Origin of the sequence: Kocuria sp. CNJ-770 (genome assembly GCF_001942375.1) — a bacterium.
Lineage (GTDB): Bacteria > Actinomycetota > Actinomycetes > Actinomycetales > Micrococcaceae > Kocuria > Kocuria oceani.
In genome coordinates this window covers 61727-77062 of the sequence record NZ_MKJW01000022.1, presented here as the reverse complement: position 1 = coordinate 77062, position 15336 = coordinate 61727, and the positions used below count along the sequence as shown (strand labels likewise).

At 72.2% G+C, this 15336-nt stretch carries 12 protein-coding genes, 1 rRNA gene and 1 pseudogene; 2 read left to right on the top strand and 12 right to left on the bottom strand.

Going from position 1 to position 15336, the window contains the following annotated elements; all coding sequences use genetic code 11:
• The 7 genes and pseudogenes from BJF77_RS01295 to BJF77_RS01265 form a co-directional block, all read right to left on the bottom strand.
• A 16S ribosomal RNA gene (locus tag BJF77_RS01295) occupies positions 1 to 131 on the bottom strand; the annotation flags it as partial.
• A 470-nt stretch (positions 132 to 601) separates the two neighbouring features.
• Positions 602 to 1911 (bottom strand): annotated as a pseudogene (gene tyrS, locus BJF77_RS01290) (tyrosine--tRNA ligase).
• A gap of 60 nt (positions 1912 to 1971) precedes the next feature.
• Positions 1972 to 4230, bottom strand: coding sequence for a UvrD-helicase domain-containing protein (locus tag BJF77_RS01285; RefSeq protein WP_075871058.1), 2259 nt, complete (start codon positions 4228 to 4230; stop codon positions 1972 to 1974).
• Positions 4231 to 4349: 119 nt separating this feature from the next.
• Complete coding sequence (locus tag BJF77_RS01280; protein WP_238985967.1) at positions 4350 to 4886, bottom strand: adenine phosphoribosyltransferase; 537 nt, start codon at positions 4884 to 4886, stop codon at positions 4350 to 4352.
• A 40-nt stretch (positions 4887 to 4926) separates the two neighbouring features.
• Positions 4927 to 5607 (bottom strand): DNA-3-methyladenine glycosylase, encoded by a 681-nt coding sequence (locus BJF77_RS01275; RefSeq protein WP_075871057.1) that lies wholly within the window; start codon positions 5605 to 5607, stop codon positions 4927 to 4929.
• Positions 5604 to 7052, bottom strand: a complete 1449-nt coding sequence (gene argH / locus BJF77_RS01270) for an argininosuccinate lyase (protein ID WP_075871056.1) — start codon at positions 7050 to 7052, stop codon at positions 5604 to 5606. Before argH ends, BJF77_RS01275 begins: the two co-directional genes overlap by 4 nt.
• 160 nt (positions 7053 to 7212) lie before the next feature.
• A complete protein-coding gene (locus tag BJF77_RS01265; RefSeq protein WP_047802156.1) occupies positions 7213 to 8424 on the bottom strand; it encodes an argininosuccinate synthase in 1212 nt (403 codons plus the stop codon).
• 275 nt (positions 8425 to 8699) lie between these two features.
• Between BJF77_RS01265 and BJF77_RS01260 the strand changes: the two genes are divergently transcribed.
• Positions 8700 to 10373, top strand: a complete 1674-nt coding sequence (locus BJF77_RS01260; RefSeq protein ID WP_075871055.1) for a catalase — start codon at positions 8700 to 8702, stop codon at positions 10371 to 10373.
• 118 nt (positions 10374 to 10491) lie between these two features.
• Here the strand turns inward: BJF77_RS01260 and BJF77_RS01255 are convergent, their stop codons facing one another.
• On the bottom strand, positions 10492 to 12012 hold the full coding sequence (locus BJF77_RS01255) for a long-chain fatty acid--CoA ligase (protein ID WP_075871054.1): 1521 nt from the start codon (positions 12010 to 12012) through the stop codon (positions 10492 to 10494).
• Positions 12013 to 12195: 183 nt separating this feature from the next.
• Between BJF77_RS01255 and BJF77_RS01250 the strand changes: the two genes are divergently transcribed.
• Positions 12196 to 12630 (top strand): ankyrin repeat domain-containing protein, encoded by a 435-nt coding sequence (locus BJF77_RS01250; RefSeq protein WP_255396073.1) that lies wholly within the window; start codon positions 12196 to 12198, stop codon positions 12628 to 12630.
• On the opposite strand, the gene BJF77_RS01245 is transcribed toward BJF77_RS01250, so the two are convergent.
• The 4 genes from BJF77_RS01245 to argF all read right to left on the bottom strand — a co-directional run bounded on the left by BJF77_RS01245 (position 12627) and on the right by argF (position 15332).
• A complete protein-coding gene (locus tag BJF77_RS01245) occupies positions 12627 to 13544 on the bottom strand; it encodes an AMP-binding protein (protein WP_255396072.1) in 918 nt (305 codons plus the stop codon). The two genes, BJF77_RS01250 and BJF77_RS01245, sit on opposite strands and share 4 nt — an antisense overlap.
• Positions 13490 to 13735 carry a hypothetical protein gene (locus BJF77_RS21235; RefSeq protein ID WP_255396071.1) on the bottom strand — a complete coding sequence of 82 codons (246 nt, stop codon included), beginning with the start codon at positions 13733 to 13735 and terminating at the stop codon, positions 13490 to 13492. The genes BJF77_RS01245 and BJF77_RS21235 overlap by 55 nt, the downstream gene beginning before the upstream one ends.
• Positions 13736 to 13872: 137 nt before the next feature.
• Complete coding sequence (locus tag BJF77_RS01240) at positions 13873 to 14367, bottom strand: arginine repressor (RefSeq protein ID WP_047803986.1); 495 nt, start codon at positions 14365 to 14367, stop codon at positions 13873 to 13875.
• Complete coding sequence (gene argF / locus BJF77_RS01235; RefSeq protein ID WP_369821340.1) at positions 14364 to 15332, bottom strand: ornithine carbamoyltransferase; 969 nt, start codon at positions 15330 to 15332, stop codon at positions 14364 to 14366. Before argF ends, BJF77_RS01240 begins: the two co-directional genes overlap by 4 nt.
• Positions 15333 to 15336: the final 4 nt, after the last annotated feature.

Genomic DNA, 15336 nt, shown 5'->3' with positions numbered 1-15336 from the left:
GGCAGGTTACTCACGTATTACTCACCCGTTCGCCACTAATCACCCCCGCAAGCGGGAGATCATCGTTCGACTTGCATGTGTTAAGCACGCCGCCAGCGTTCGTCCTGAGCCAGGATCAAACTCTCCGTCAAAAAACAACGAAAAACATTTCGAACCCGGCCGAAAAGCTGCCGCCACCCCACGGAGGCGAGGCGCACGACAACCATCAACCGATAAAACAATCGGTATCAACAAACATGGCACACTATTGAGTTCTCAAACAACAGACCAAGAACCAGGACCCGAAAGGCCCCGAAACTCGTGAGTGGAATCTTATCCGTGCCTCCCGGTCTAGGAACCAGTGTTCCCAGCCTGAGGCAGCTCATCTATCCTACGCGGCCCGTATTCGGAGTGTCAACTTGACGCTGGCCCCCGATCCGGTCCCGTTCGGACGGTCGTTCCCGCATGAACTTGACTCGGCACTCGGCCGGGCTGCTCTTTGCGGGACTGCCGCCGGCCGGCCTCTCGGCCCCGCCTGACGACTCGATGAACACTACACCCCCGTCCGGGGCGCCGCAAACGCGGTTCGCGGACGGGGGCGCCGGCTGCGGACGGCCGTGGCTCAGGAGCGCACGGTCACCGCGGCGAGGTGCTTCTTGCCCCGGCGGAGAAGGGCCCAGCGCCCGTGCAGGAGCTGGTCCGAGGCCAGCTCGGCGTCCTCACCGACGACCTTCTCGTTGTTGACATAGGCCCCGCCCTCCTTGAGGGTGCGGCGTGCGGCGGACCTCGACTCGGACAGGCCGGTGGCCACCAGCAGATCGGCCACCTGCAGCCGGCCGGCCTCCACGCTGGCCCCGGGCAGCTCGCGCGCCACCGACTCCAGGGTGCCGGGGTCCAGCTGCCCCAGCTCACCGCGGCCGAAGACCGCAGCCGAGGCCGCGATCGCCTTCTCGGTCGCCTCGACCCCGTGCACCAGCGAGTTGACCTCCCAGGCCAGCACCTTCTGGGCCTCGCGCCGGTAGGGCTCCTCCTCGGTCCGGCGGGCCAGCTCCTCGATCTCCGCGCGGGACTTGAAGGTGAAGACCTTCAGCCGGTCCACCACGTCGGCGTCGGCGGTGTTGAGCCAGAACTGGTAGAAGGCGTACGGCGAGGTGAGCTCCGGGTCCAGCCACACCGCGTTGCCCTCGGACTTCCCGAACTTGGTGCCGTCCGAGTTGGTGATCAGCGGCGTCCCGATCGCGTGCACCGCCGTGCCCTCGACCTTGCGGATGAGCTCGGTGCCGGCGGTGAGGTTGCCCCACTGGTCGGAACCGCCGGTCTGCAGGGTGCAGCCGTGCTCGCGGTGGAGGTTGAGGTAGTCCAGGCCCTGCAGGATCTGGTAGCTGAACTCGGTGTAGGAGATGCCCTCGTCCGAGTTCAGCCGCTTGGCGACGATCTCCTTCTTGATCATCGTGCCCACCCGGAAGTGCTTGCCGATGTCGCGCAGGAAGTCGATGGCCGACAGCTGGGAGGTCCAGTCGAGGTTGTTGACCATCACCGCCCGGTTCTCCCCCTCGAAGGAGAGGAACCGCTCGACCTGCCCGCGCAGCAGGTCCACCCACTGCGCCACGGTCTCCTTGGAGTTCAGGACCCGCTCGGAGGTCTGCCGGGGATCGCCGATCAGCCCGGTGGACCCGCCCACCAGCCCGATCGGTGGTGCCCGGCCAGCTGGAGCCGGCGCATGAGGAGCAGCTGGACCAGGTGGCCCAGGTGCAGGGACGCGGCGGTGGGGTCGAACCCGCAGTAATAGGTGACCTTCTCCTCCGACAGCGACTTCTCGAGCGCCGACTCGTCGGTGGACACGTGCACCAGGCCGCGCCACTGCAGCTCCTGCCAGATGTTGGCGAAGGCCGGGTCGTTGTGCTGGGAGTTCAGATCAATTGCGTGCGACACGGATTCCAAGGTACCAGGCGCGGACGGGCATCCCGTCCGCGCCCTGTCCCCGGTCCGGGCTCAGAAGCGGTCGAGACCGGCCGGCAGCCCGGCGGCCGCGACGATGCGCAGTCGCTGGGTGGGGCGGGTCATGGCCACGTACAGGTTGCCGACCCCTCCGCCGACCTCGTCCAGCAGGGCCTGCGGCTCCAGCAGCACGACCGAGTCGAACTCCAGGCCCTTCGCGTCCCAGGCGGAGAGCACCACGACCTGCCGGTCCAGGCGGCGCACCCCGGCGCCGACCAGACCGGGCATCTCCTCGGCCAGGGCGGCGCCGATCTCGGGCACGCGGTCCTCGGGCACGATCACGGCCACGAGTCCCCCGTTGACGAGCTCGAGCTCGGACCGGACCTGGTCGAGTACGGCCCCGACCGCCTCGCCGGGGCCGACCCGGCTGACGACCGGCGGCTCGCCCTCGCGCACGGCCCGCGGCGCGGAGATGTCCAGGCCGGCGGCACGGGCGACGTCGACGGCGGCCTCCGCGATCGCGGCCGGCGTGCGGTAGTTGACCGTGAGCTCGTCGAGGACGAAGCGCTCCCCCACGAACGGCTCGAGGGCGTCCCCCCAGCTGTGCGCCGCGGTGGCCGAGCCGGCCTGGGCGATGTCCCCGACCACGGTGAAGGACTTCATGGGGCACCGGCGCATCAGCACCCGCCACTGCATCGGGGACAGCTCCTGCGCCTCGTCGACGACGACGTGCCCGTAGGCCCACGTGCGGTCGGCGGTGGCCGCCTCGGCCGCGGTCATGCGGTGCTGGCTCGCGGCGTTGAAGTCCGTCAGCTGGGAGGCGGTGACGATGCCGTCGGCGCCGACGTCCTCGAGGCTCTGGTGCATGTTCTGCAGCGCACGCTCGGCGTTGTCCGTGGCCTTGCGCTGCTCGCGCTCCGACTCGGCCCGCCGGCGCACCCCGGCCTGCTCGAGGTCGCCCAGCAGCTCGGCGGCCTCGTCCAGCAGCGGCACGTCGGCCACCGTGAACGGGCTGCCGGCCGGGCGCAGCAGCGCCTCGATCTGGGCGGGGTCCAGGTGCGGGGCCGCCGACTCGAGGTAGTGCCGCTTGCTGAACAGCTGGTCGACCAGCGTCTGCGGGGACAGCGGCATCCACGCGAGGTTCAGGGCGATCCGCACGTCCCGGGCCTGCCGGATGTCCTCCGCGAGGTAGGAGCGGTCCATCACGTTGCCGCTGGTGGTGTTGAGGTGCTCGCCGAGCTGCTCGGTGAGCTCGCGCAGCACGATCTTCACGAAGGTGTTGCGCGCCTCGTTGTGCGGCTTGCCCGTGGCGCGGGCCCGGTCCCGGGCACGCTTGACGGTGCGCGGGGTCAGCGTCACCCGGTGCGTGTCGACGCGCAGCACCTGCGCCTGGGCGGGGACCTTCTGCCGGTCGCGCACGGCACGGGCGATGACGTCGGCCATGTCCAGGCCCGACTTCAGCCGGGCGGTCCGGGGGTCCCGCTCCGGGACGGCGGCGACGCCCGGGAACAGCTCGGCCAGCGAGGACATGACCACGCCGGTCTCCCCCAGCGCGGGCAGCACGCGCTCGATGTACCAGAGGAACGACGACGACGGGCCCACGATGAGCACCCCGGCCTTGCGCAGCCGCTCCCGGTGCTCGTAGAGCAGGTACGCGGCCCGGTGCAGCGCCACGGCGGTCTTGCCCGTGCCGGGCCCGCCCTGGACGACCCGCACGCCCGGCAGCGGGGCGCGGATGATCTTGTCCTGCTCGGCCTGGATCGTGGCGACGATGTCGGACATCCGCCCGGTGCGCTTCTGGTTCAGGGCCGCGAGCAGGGCGCCCTCCCCGTGGAGCACGCCCTCGTCGTCGAGCATCTCCGGGTCGAGCACGTCGTCCTCCAGGGCGGCGACGTCGCGGCCCTCCAGGATCAGGTGCCGGCGCCGGCGGATGCCCATGTGGTTCTGCGCGGTCGCCTGGTAGAAGGCGGCGGCCTCCCGGGCGCGCCAGTCGACCATGAGCCGCTGGTGGTCCCGGGTGGCGAGGCCGATGCGCCCGACGTAGCGGCGGTCGCCCTCGTGCGTGTCCAGCCGGCCGAAGACGAGCCGGTGGTCGACGGCCTCCAGCTGGGCGAGGCGGTCCTCGTAGTGGGAGGCGAAGGCGTCGCGCTCCGCACGGTTCTGGTGGTTGCCGGCCGACTCGCTGCGGCGCACGGCCGCGAGCTCCGCCGTCTTCTCGGCCCGCAGCTCGTCGAGCCGGTCGTAGAGCATCGCGACGTACGCGCGCTCGACAGCAAGTTGCTCGGCCGCCATCGTGGCGACAGTCTCTGCCATGGGTGGACACCTCGTTCCGGATCGAACAGACCATCGATTCTACCGGTACGCCCTGCGATCCCACGGTCGCGCCGCCGCAGGTTGCGTAACAGGAGCAACGCCGGGGACGATGCCACCGGTCAGACGCGGTACAGGGCCCGGACACGGTGGCCGCCGAGGCGGCTCCGGCCCCGCAGGTCCGTGAGCTCCATGACCAGCCCGAACCCGGCGACGTGCAGGCCGGCCCGGTGCAGCAGCTGCGCGGTGGCGCCGAGGGTGCCGCCGGTGGCCAGGATGTCGTCCAGCACGAGCACCCGGGCGCCGCGGGGAACGTCGTCCGTGTGGATCTCCAGCACCGCCGAGCCGTACTCGAGGACGTACTCCTCGCGGAAGGTCTCGCGGGGCAGCTTCCCGGCCTTGCGCACCGGGATCAGGCCCACGCCGGCGGCGTAGGCCACGGCCCCGGCCATGAGGAAGCCGCGCGCCTCGATCCCGGCCACGTAGTCGAACTGGCCGCGGAACGCGTCCACCAGGGCGTCGATGGTCCGCCGGAAGCCGGCGGCGTCCGCGAACAGGGGCGTGAGGTCCCGGAAGAGGACCCCCGGTTCCGGGTAGTCGGGGATCTTCACGCACAGGCGCTCGATCATCTGCTCAACGGATTCGCTCACGCACGTCATGCTAGCGGTCCCGCGCGTCCGCCGAGCCCGGCCGCCGGACTCAGCGGCGCCGGCGCGGGACGGCGGCACGGTACGGGGAGACGGAGGGCTCCCCCGGGATCCACCAGCGCCAGGGGAACTCGGGAGTTCCCCCCGGCCCGGACACGCCGGTGCGCGGGCCCGAGGCCACCGGCGGCTGCCGCCCTCCCTCGGGCGGGACCAGGAAGAACCCGGCCGCGGCGGGGTCCCCGGCCGCGAGCGCGGCGCCGTCGTGGCCGAGGTCGATCCCCAGCGCCTTGGCCAGGTTGCCGGGACCGCGGGCCAGTCCGGCGTCGGGCACGGGGCTCGACCGGCCCCGGGCGCGGCGGGCGCGGGCCAGCTCGGCGCCCTCCACGACCTCACCGGCCCGCACCAGGCATCCGCCCGCCGCGCCCTCGGGCCGGCAGACGAGGTTGACCGCGTGGTGCATGCCGTAGGTGAAGTACACGTAGACGTGGCCCGGCGGGCCGAACATCGAGGCGTTGCGCGCGGTGCGGCCGCCCCAGGTGTGCGCGCCGGGGTCCGGCAGGTCGGACCCGGCCGGCCCGCCGTAGGCCTCGATCTCCGTGATCCGCACGACCACGGCGCCGTCCTCGCCGCGGTGGCCGAAGAGCCCGCCGAGCAGCCGCGGCGCGACCTCGGGGGCCGGCCGCGAGAGCAGCGCGAGCAGCGCTGTGTCTTCCACGCGCGCCCCGGGCCTCATCCGGCGACGATCGGGGCCCGCCGCGAGAACACGGCGACCTCGGCCACCTGCCGCTCGAGCTCCCCGATCTGGGCGGCGACGGCGGAGGGGGCGGTGCCGCCCTGGGCGCTGCGCGAGGCTAGGGAGCCCCCGACCGTGAGGACCTCCCGCACTCCGGGGTGCAGGTGCGCGGAGATCTGCGCGAAGTCGGCGTCGGAGAGGTCCCAGAGCTCGATCCCGCGCTGCTCGCAGACCCGGACCGCGTCCCCGGCGATCTCGTGGGCGTCGCGGAAGGGCACGCCCTGGCGCACGAGCCACTCGGCCACGTCGGTGGCCAGGGCGAAGCCCTGGGGCGCGAGCTCGGCCATGCGCCGGGTGTTGAAGTCCAGCGTGCCGATCATGCCCGCGACGGCCGGGAGCAGGACCTCGAGCTGGTCGATCGCGTCGAAGACCGGCTCCTTGTCCTCCTGGAGGTCCCGGTTGTAGGCCAGCGGCAGGCCCTTGAGCGTGGCCAGCAGTCCGGTGAGGTCGCCGATGAGCCGGCCGGCCTTGCCGCGGGCGAGCTCGGCGATGTCCGGGTTCTTCTTCTGCGGCATGATCGAGGAGCCCGTGGAGAAGGCGTCGTCGAGGGTGACGAAGGAGAACTCCTTGGTGGCCCACGTGGTGATCTCCTCCGAGATCCGCGACATGTCCACCGCGATCATCGCGGTGATCCAGGAGAACTCGGCGTAGACGTCGCGCGAGGCCGTGCCGTCGATGGAGTTGTGCACGGCGGAGTCGAAGCCCAGCTCCGCCGCCACGGCCGCGGGGTCCAGGCCCAGGGAGGACCCGGCGAGGGCCCCGGAGCCGTAGGGGGACACCGCGGCGCGGGCGTCCCAGTCGACCAGCCGCTGGACGTCGCGCAGCATCGCCCAGGCGTGGGCGAGCAGGTGGTGGGACAGCAGGACCGGCTGGGCGTGCTGGAGGTGGGTGCGCCCCGGCATGGGCGCCTCGGGGTGGGCCCTGGCCTGGTCGAGGAGGGCCTGCACCACGTCGAGCACGTTGCGGGCGATGATCGCGGCGTGGTCGCGCAGGTACATCCGCCCGAGCGTCGCGATCTGGTCGTTGCGGGAGCGCCCGGCGCGCAGCTTGCCGCCGAGCTCGGGGCCGGCCCGTTCGATCAGCCCCTTCTCGAGGGAGCCGTGCACGTCCTCGTCCGAGGGGGCGGGGGTGTAGGCGCCGGAGCGCACGTCGGCCTCGAGCCGGTCGAGGGCCGCGAGCATGCCCTCGAGCTCCTCGCCGTTCAGCAGCCCCGCCGTGTGCAGCACCCGGGCGTGCGCGCGCGAGCCCGCGATGTCGTAGGGGGCCAGCCGCCAGTCGAAGTGCGTCGACCTGCTCAGGGCCGCCAGGGCGTCGGCCGGGCCCCCGGCGAAGCGCCCGCCCCAGAGCGCGCCCTCGTTGGTGCCGTGCTTGTCCTGCTGCGCCATGTCTCTCCTTCTGCCGTCCTGGCGGTTTCTGCCGTCCTGGCGGTACCGTCGGTGCGGACCGGGTGCGGTCCCCCGGCGTGCGCGGAGGGCCCCACCGCCGGGATGGGGCCCTCCGTCGTCGTGCCCGTTCCTGCTCGGCACGAGCCTACGTGCTCCCGGGCTACTTGCCCTCGGCCGCGAGGCGCTGGTCGCGGGACGCCGCGACCTTCGAGGACATCCCGAACAGCTCGATGAACCCGCGGGCCTGGGACTGGTCGAAGGCGTCCCCCTCGTCGTAGGTGGCGAGGTTGAAGTCGTACAGGGACGTGTTCGACCGGCGCCCGGTGACGGTGGCCTGGCCGGCGTGCAGGGTCATCCGGATGTCGCCGTCGACGTGCTTCTGGGTGTCCTGGATGAAGGCGTCCAGGGACTGCTTCAGCGGGGAGAACCACTGGCCGTCGTAGACGAGCTCCGTCCAGCGCTGGTTGACGGTGCGCTTGAAGCGGGCCTGCTCGCGCTCGACCGTGACGTTCTCGAGCTCGCGGTGGGCGGCGATCAGGGCCATGGCGCCGGGGGCCTCGTAGACCTCGCGGGACTTGATGCCCACCAGCCGGTCCTCGACGATGTCGATCCGGCCGATGCCCTGGGCGCCGGCGCGGCGGTTCATCTCCTGGATGGCCTGCAGCGGGGTGACGGGCTGGCCGTCCAGGGCCACCGGGATGCCGCCCTTGAAGCTGATGACGACCTCGTCGGCCGGGGGCGGGAAGGTGGGGTCGTCCGTGTAGTCGTAGACGTCCTTGGTCGGGGCGTTCCAGATGTCCTCGAGGAACCCGGTCTCCACGGCACGGCCCCAGACGTTCTGGTCGATCGAGAAGGGGTTCTTCTTGGTCGTGACGATCGGCAGGTCGTGCTTCTCGGCGTAGTTGATGGCCTTGTCGCGGGTCAGGGCGAGGTCGCGCACCGGGGCGATGCACTTGAGCTCCGGGCCCAGGGTCTGGATGCCGACCTCGAAGCGGACCTGGTCGTTGCCCTTGCCCGTGCAGCCGTGGGCGACGGTCGAGGCGCCGAAGCGCTTGGCCGCGGCCACGAGGTGCTTGACGATCACCGGCCGGGAGAGCGCCGAGACCACCGGGTAGGCGTCCATGTACAGGGCGTTGGCCTGCAGGGCGGGCATGCAGTACTCGGCCGCGAACTCGTCGCGGGCGTCGGCCACGTAGGCCTCGACGGCGCCGCAGTCCAGGGCGCGCTGGCGGATGGTCTCGAGGTCCTCCCCGCCCTGGCCCACGTCGACGGCCACGGCGATGACCTCGGCCCCGGTCGCCTCGCCGATCCAGCCGATGGCCACGGAGGTGTCGAGGCCTCCGGAGTAGGCCAGCACTACGCGCTCGGTCACGGTGTTCTCCTTCGTCGGTGGTCCGGGCGCCACGGCGTGGGCCCCGTCTCTGTGCATGACTATACACGCTCGGTTGTATTTATGCATTTGGAGGTCCGGCACGCCGGGCCGGACGACCGGCGACCCACCGCAATTATGAATCGCTAGCAATAGCCCGGCGCTTCCGACATACTGGGAGCACGGTCCCGTCCGTGCCGGACGAGCCCACCCGCAACGCCGGGGCCCTCGTGTCCCGGCCGTGCCGCACACCCGGTCCCTACCCCGAGAGGAACCCCATGACGAACGTTCCCGAGCAGACCCTCACCACGCGTCAGGGCCACCCGGTCCACGACAACCAGAACACCCGCACCGTCGGCTCGCGCGGGCCCGCGACCCTCGAGAACTACGCGTTCCTCGAGAAGATGAGCCACTTCGACCGCGAGCGCATTCCCGAGCGCGTGGTCCACGCCCGCGGCACCACCGCGTTCGGCTACTTCGAGGCCTACGGCCAGTACGGCGACGAGCCCATCGCCAAGTACACCCGTGCCAAGCTCTTCCAGGAGGCCGGCAAGCGCACCGACGTCGCCCTGCGCTTCTCCACCGTGGCCGGCGGCCGCGACTCCTCCGAGGTCGCCCGGGACCCGCGCGGCTTCGCCGTGAAGTTCTACACCGAGGACGGCAACTGGGACCTCGTGGGCAACAACCTCGGGGTGTTCTTCATCCGCGACGCCATCAAGTTCCCCGACTTCATCCACTCCCAGAAGCCGGACCCCGTGAACTTCGAGGCCTCCGTGGCCAACCGCGCCTTCGACTTCTGGAGCCAGTCGCCCGAGGCGATGCACATGATCACGATCCTGTTCTCCCCGCGCGGGATCCCGGCGGACTACCGCCACCAGCAGGGCTTCGGCGTGAACACCTACAAGTGGGTCAACGCGGCCGGTGAGTCCGTGCTCGTCAAGTACCACTGGATCCCGAAGCAGGGCGTGAAGTCGCTGACCTCCGCGGACGCGGCGAACATCCAGGCCCAGACCCTGGGCTCGCACACCAAGGACCTCTACGACGCGATCGAGGCCGGCGACTACCCCGAGTGGGAGCTGCAGGTCCAGGTCATGGAGGACCACGACCACCCCGAGCTGGACTTCGACCCGCTGGACGACACCAAGGTGTGGCCGGAGGAGCTGTTCCCGCCGAAGCCGGTCGGGCGCATGGTGCTGAACCGCAACCCGGAGAACTTCTTCGCGGAGAACGAGCAGATCGCCTTCGGCACAGGCGTGCTGGTGGACGGGCTGGACTTCTCCGACGACAAGATGCTCGTGGGCCGCACCTTCTCCTACTCGGACACCCAGCGCTACCGCGTGGGCCCGAACTACCTGCAGCTGCCGGTCAACGCGCCGAAGACGCCGGTGGCCACCACCCAGCGCGACGGCCAGATGGCCTACGCCGTGGACCACGCTCCGGGGCAGAACCCGCACGTGAACTACGAGCCGTCCATCATCGGCGGCGTCCAGGAGACCCCGAAGCCCGAGGGGTACCGGCCCGAGGTCGGCCCGCAGATCAACGCGCGCCTGACCCGCGCCCAGATCGAGCGGACCAACGACTACAAGCAGGCCGGCGAGCGCTTCCAGCTCCAGGAGGACTGGGAGAAGGAGGAGCTCATCGCCAACCTGGTCGACGCGCTGTCCCAGTGCGACCGCCCGATCCAGGAGCGCATGGTCTGGCACTTCTACATGGTCGAGGACGAGATGGGCCGCCGCGTGGGCGACGGCGTCGGCGTGTCCCTCGAGGACGTCAAGGACCTGGGCCCGCTGCCCACCCAGCGCCTCACCGAGGAGGAGCAGCAGCGCGTGGCCAACCTCGGCAACAACGGCCCGCGCAACGTGGAGGGTCTGACCATGACCCACTGCGTGCCCAACGAGCACGTGTCCGTGGAGCGCGAGCCCCAGGCGAACCCGGCCATGATGGCCAACTGATCCACGGGCCGGGGCCCCGCGCGGGCCCCGGCCGGATCGGTGCCGCCGGCGCAGCGCCGGGGGCAGCAGCAGGAGGGCCCGACCGCGATGCGCGGTCGGGCCCTCCGGCGTAACGGGCTCAGCCGCGGCGCCCGGCGCCCTCCAGGTCGAGGGAGCGCTTGAGGATCTTGCCGGTCGGCCCCTTGGGCAGCTCGTCGACCACCTTGTAGTAGCGCGGGTGCTTGTACTTGGCCACGCGCTCGCGCACGAAGGCGTCCAGCTCGTCGATCCTGGCCTCCGTCCCGGCCTCCGGGACGTCGCGGAAGGCCACGACGGCCGCGACCTCCTCGCCCAGCGTCTCGTCCGGCACTCCGACCACGGCGGCCTCCGCGATCCCGGGGAACTGGTAGATGACCTCCTCGATCTCCCGGGGGTACACGTTGTAGCCGCCGCGCAGCACCATGTCCTTCTTGCGGTCCACGATGTAGTAGAAGCCGTCCTCGTCCACGCGCGCGAGGTCGCCCGTGTGGAACCAGCCGTCGCGGATCGCCGCCTCGGTGGCCTCGGGGTTGCGCCAGTAGCCGGCCATCACGTACTCGCCGGCCACCACGAGCTCCCCGATCTCGCCGACGGGGACGTCCTCGTCCCGGTCGTCGACCACCCGCAGCTGCGCCCCGCGCACCACGGTCCCGATGGACCCCGGCCTGCGGCCGTGCGCCTCCTGGTTGAAGCACACCACCGGGGAGGTCTCCGACAGGCCGTAGCCCTCGTAGATGGGGGCCCCGAAGACCCGCTCGAAGCGCTCGAGGATCTCCACCGGCAGCGGGGAGCCGCCCGACACCCCCGCCCGCAGGTGCGGCACCTCGACGGGTCCCTCGCCGGCGGCGTGCAGGAGCGCGATGTGCATGCTGGGCACTCCGGCGAAGATCGTCACCTCGTCGCGGACGAGGATCTCCAGGGCCTTGGCGGGATCGAAGCGGGGCAGCAGCGTGACCGTGGCCCCGGAGGCGATGACGCCGTTGAGCGCCACCGTCTGGCCGAAGACGTGGAAGAACGGCAGCCCGCCGAACATGACGTCCCCGGGCCCCGTGCTGAACAGGCTCGCGGAGAGCTCCGCGTTGGTCCGCAGGTTGTGGTGGGTGAGCACCGCGCCCTTGGGCCGGCCCGTGGTCCCGGAGGTGTAGAGCAGGACGGCGGGCTCGTCGTCGGCCCGCTCGGCGAGCTCCGGCATCGGCGGCACCTCGCCGAGGCTCTGGAGCGTCCCGGCGGCGGTCACCTCGACCACGGGCACCTCCCGCTCCAGCTGCGCGGCAGCGGTGCGGGTGGCCTCGGCCATGGCCTCCCAGACCAGCACGAGGGAGACCTCGGCGTCCTGGAAGTGGTAGGCCAGCTCCCGGGGGCTGAGCAGGGGGTTGAGCGGCACGACCACGCCGCCCATGCGGAGGATGCCGTAGTAGGCGATCGGCATGTGCGGGACGTTGGGCAGGATCATCGCCACGCGGTCACCCGGCCGGATGCCGCGGGCGCAGAGCATCGAGGCCACCCGCGCGGAGAGGTCGTCGAGGGACCGGTAGCTCAGCACCCGGTCGTCGAGCACGATCGCCCGGGCGTCGGGGGCCGCGGCGGCCGAGTCGGTGAGGAGGGTGGCGAGATTGGTCATGGGGACTCCGGATCCCCGGTGCGCGGGCACCGGCGCGAGGAACGGGCGGGGTGAGCTGTGTCACACGAGCGTGCCAGGCAGTTACTGCAACGTCAAGACCCGGATACCGCGATGTGCCCGAGTGCCGCCGGCCCCGATAAACTGCCCGAGCAGCACCTGCCCGCCGACCCGTAAGGACCCGCCGTGACCGAGACCCCCCAGCCGCCCCAGGATCCGGCCGCCGCCCAGCTCACCGAGGAGGAGATGGCCTACGTGCTCACCCTCTTCGACATGGCTCGGGAGGGCCGCACCGAGGAGCTGCTGCCCGCCGTGCGCGCCGGTGTCCCGGTGAACCTCACCAACGGCAAGGGCGACACCCTGCTCATCCTCGCCGCCTACCACCAGCAGGAGGACACCGTCGCGGCGCTGCTCGAGGCGGGGGCGGATCCCGACCGGGTCAACGACAACGGCCAGACCGCGCTGCTGAGCGCTGTCTTCCGGGGCAACGAGGCCGTCGTCCGGGCACTGCTGGAGGCCGGCGCCTCCCAGACGGCCGGCGCCCACTCCGCCGCCGACTTCGCCCGGGTCTTCGAGCGCGCCGACCTGCTCCCGGTGCTCGAGGAGTACGCCGGCCGCTAGCCCAGCCGCTCCACCTCGCGCTTGAGGATCTTCCCGGTGGGCCCCTTCGGCAGGGATCCGACGATCCGGTGGAGCCGTGGGCGCTTGTAGGCCGCCAGGCGCTCGCGCACCCAGGAGCGCAGCTCGGGCACCAGGCGCTCGCCGTCCGCGGCGGGCTCGGTCGTGAGCACCACGAACGCCGCGACCTCCTGCCCCTGCGCCGCGTCCGGGACGCCGACCACGGCGACCTCCGAGACGGCGGGGTGCTCGTACAGCACCTCCTCGACCTCGCGGGGATAGACGTTGTAGCCGCCGCGCAGGACCATGTCCTTCTTGCGGTCCACGATGGAGCAGAAGCCGTCCTCGTCCACGCGGGCGAGGTCGCCCGTGCGGAACCACCCGTCCCGCAGCACGGCGGCCGTGGCCGCGGGGTCGCGCCAGTACCCGGCCATCACGTAGCGGCCGGCCACGGCCAGCTCCCCCACCTCCCCGCGCGGCAGCTCACGCCCCCGGTCGTCCAGCACCCGCAGGTCCGCGCCGGGCACCGCCGTGCCGATGGAGCCCGGCCGGCGCGGGCCCTCGAACCGGTTGAAGCACACCACCGGGGAGGTCTCCGACAGCCCGTAGCCCTCGAGCAGGCGGGTGCCGAACGCCTCCTCGAAGCGCCGGAGCACCTCAACCGGCAGCGCGGCCCCGCCGGAGATCGCGGCCCGCAGCGCGGGGAAGGACGCGGTCCGCTCGCAGCACGGCCATGTCGTCCGCCGCGCGCTCCACCACCCCGGGCAGCGGATCCGCCGCCGGGAGCTCCTGCCCGGAGCCGGCGGCGACCTCGGCGTCGCGGAAGTGGTGGGTGAGCTCCCGGGGGGGGTGAGCAGCGGGTTCAGCGGGACGACCGCGGCTCCGGCGCGCAGGATCCCGTAGTACGCGATCGGCATCTGCGGGACGTTCGGTGCGATGAGCGCCACCCGGTCCCGGCGCGCACCCCGGTGGCGTGCAGCAGCCCCGCGGCCCGGGCGGCGAACGCGTCGAGCTCGGCGTAGCCGAGGACGCGGTCGTCCAGCACCACGGCCGGGCGGTCCGGGTGGCGGGCGGCGGTGTCGGCGAGCAGGGACGCCAGGTCCGGCATGACGGGGTTCCATCCGGAGCGGGCGACGTGGTGGCCATTGCACCCAACCGGACGGGGCCCGGCCCGTGTCCGCGTCCGGCCTCCCCTGTCCGTCCACCCCGTCCACCGGCACAGGGGCGGGGACCGGCGGGCGGGGCTCAGTCGGCGAGGTCCAGGAACCGGCGGGCCACGGCCTCGCCCCCGTCGGCCTCCCGGCAGACCACCATGATCGTGTCGTCGCCGGCGATGGTCCCGAGCACCGCCGGGAGCACGGAGGTGTCGATGGCGGAGGCGAAGTACTGGGCGGCCCCCGGCGGGGTGCGCAGCACCACGAGGTTGGCGCTGGCCTCGGCCGTGACGAGCAGCTCCCGGCACAGGGACGCCAGCCGCGCGTCGAGCACCTCCTGGGTGATCCCGGCGGCGGGTGAGCGGTCGGCCCCGGCCTGGGGCACCGCGTAGACGAGGGCGCCGGACCCGTCCCGGACCCGGACGGCGCCGAGCTCGACGAGGTCGCGGGAGAGCGTGGCCTGCGTGACCTGCACGCCGTCCTGGGACAGCAGGGCCGCCAGCTCGGCCTGGGAGTGGACGGCGCCGCCGGTCACCAGGGCCACGATCCGCGCCTGACGGGCGGTCTTGGTCGCCGGGATGCTCATGCCGGCAGGCCCGGGGAGCGGGCGGCGCCGAGGTCGTAGCGCCCGGACCGGGCCATGAGCCACACGAGCAGCGCCTTCTGGGCGTGCAGCCGGTTCTCGGCCTCGTCCCAGACGACCGACTGCGGGCCGTCGATGACCTCCGCGGCGACCTCCGATCCCCGGAAGGCGGGCAGGCAGTGCAGGAACAGCGCTCCGGGATCGGCCCGGGCCATGGCGGCGGCGTCCACGCAGTAGGGCCTGAAGATCCGGGCCCGGGCCTCGGTCTCGGCCTCCTGGCCCATGGACACCCAGGTGTCGGTGCACACCACGTCCGCGCCGGCGAGCGCCTCGGCCGGGTCGGTGGTCACCCGCACCGACCCGCCGGTCCGGGCGGCCCGCTCCTCGGCGGCCCGGACGACGTCGGGGTCCGGCAGGTAGCCCTGCGGCCCGGCCACCCGCACGTGCATGCCGGCCGTGGCCCCGCCCAGCAGGTAGGAGTGGGCCATGTTGTTGGCGGCGTCCCCGAGGTAGGCGAAGGTCAGCCCGGCGGGGTCGCCCCGGTGCTCGCGGACCGTAAGCAGGTCGGCGAGGATCTGGCAGGGGTGGTAGGCGTCGGAGAGACCGTTGACCACGGGCACGTCCGAGGCGGCGGCCATCTCCTCGAGCCCGGACTGGGCGTAGGTGCGCCAGACGATCGTGGAGACCATGCGGGAGAACACGCGCGCCGTGTCGGCCACGCTCTCCTTGCCCAGCTGGGACTCCCCCGGGTTGATCATCAGGGGGTTGCCGCCGAGGTCGGCGATCCCGGCGGAGAAGGAGGCCCGGGTGCGGGTGGAGGTCTTGTCGAAGACGACGGCCACGGTCTGCGGGCCGGCGTAGGGGCGGTGGGCCCAGCGGTCGGCCTTGAGGGCGAGCGCGAGCTCGAGCACCTCGGACTGCTCCTGCTGGGTGAGGTCCGTGTCGACGAGGAAGTGGCGGGGGGTCATGGAC

What these genes read in the sequence shown, in the direction of transcription:
- BJF77_RS01285 (WP_075871058.1), bottom strand. Translation starts at nt 4,230, where the DNA reads ATGGCAGAGACTGTCGCCACGATGGCGGCCGAGCAACTTGCTGTCGAG.
- BJF77_RS01280 (WP_238985967.1), bottom strand. Translation starts at nt 4,886, where the DNA reads ATGACGTGCGTGAGCGAATCCGTTGAGCAGATGATCGAGCGCCTGTGC.
- BJF77_RS01275 (WP_075871057.1), bottom strand. Translation starts at nt 5,607, where the DNA reads ATGAGGCCCGGGGCGCGCGTGGAAGACACAGCGCTGCTCGCGCTGCTC.
- argH (WP_075871056.1), bottom strand. Translation starts at nt 7,052, where the DNA reads ATGGCGCAGCAGGACAAGCACGGCACCAACGAGGGCGCGCTCTGGGGC.
- BJF77_RS01260 (WP_075871055.1), top strand. Translation starts at nt 8,700, where the DNA reads ATGACGAACGTTCCCGAGCAGACCCTCACCACGCGTCAGGGCCACCCG.
- BJF77_RS01255 (WP_075871054.1), bottom strand. Translation starts at nt 12,012, where the DNA reads ATGACCAATCTCGCCACCCTCCTCACCGACTCGGCCGCCGCGGCCCCC.
- BJF77_RS01245 (WP_255396072.1), bottom strand. Translation starts at nt 13,544, where the DNA reads ATGCCGATCGCGTACTACGGGATCCTGCGCGCCGGAGCCGCGGTCGTC.
- BJF77_RS21235 (WP_255396071.1), bottom strand. Translation starts at nt 13,735, where the DNA reads ATGCCGGACCTGGCGTCCCTGCTCGCCGACACCGCCGCCCGCCACCCG.
- BJF77_RS01240 (WP_047803986.1), bottom strand. Translation starts at nt 14,367, where the DNA reads ATGAGCATCCCGGCGACCAAGACCGCCCGTCAGGCGCGGATCGTGGCC.
- argF (WP_369821340.1), bottom strand. Translation starts at nt 15,332, where the DNA reads ATGACCCCCCGCCACTTCCTCGTCGACACGGACCTCACCCAGCAGGAG.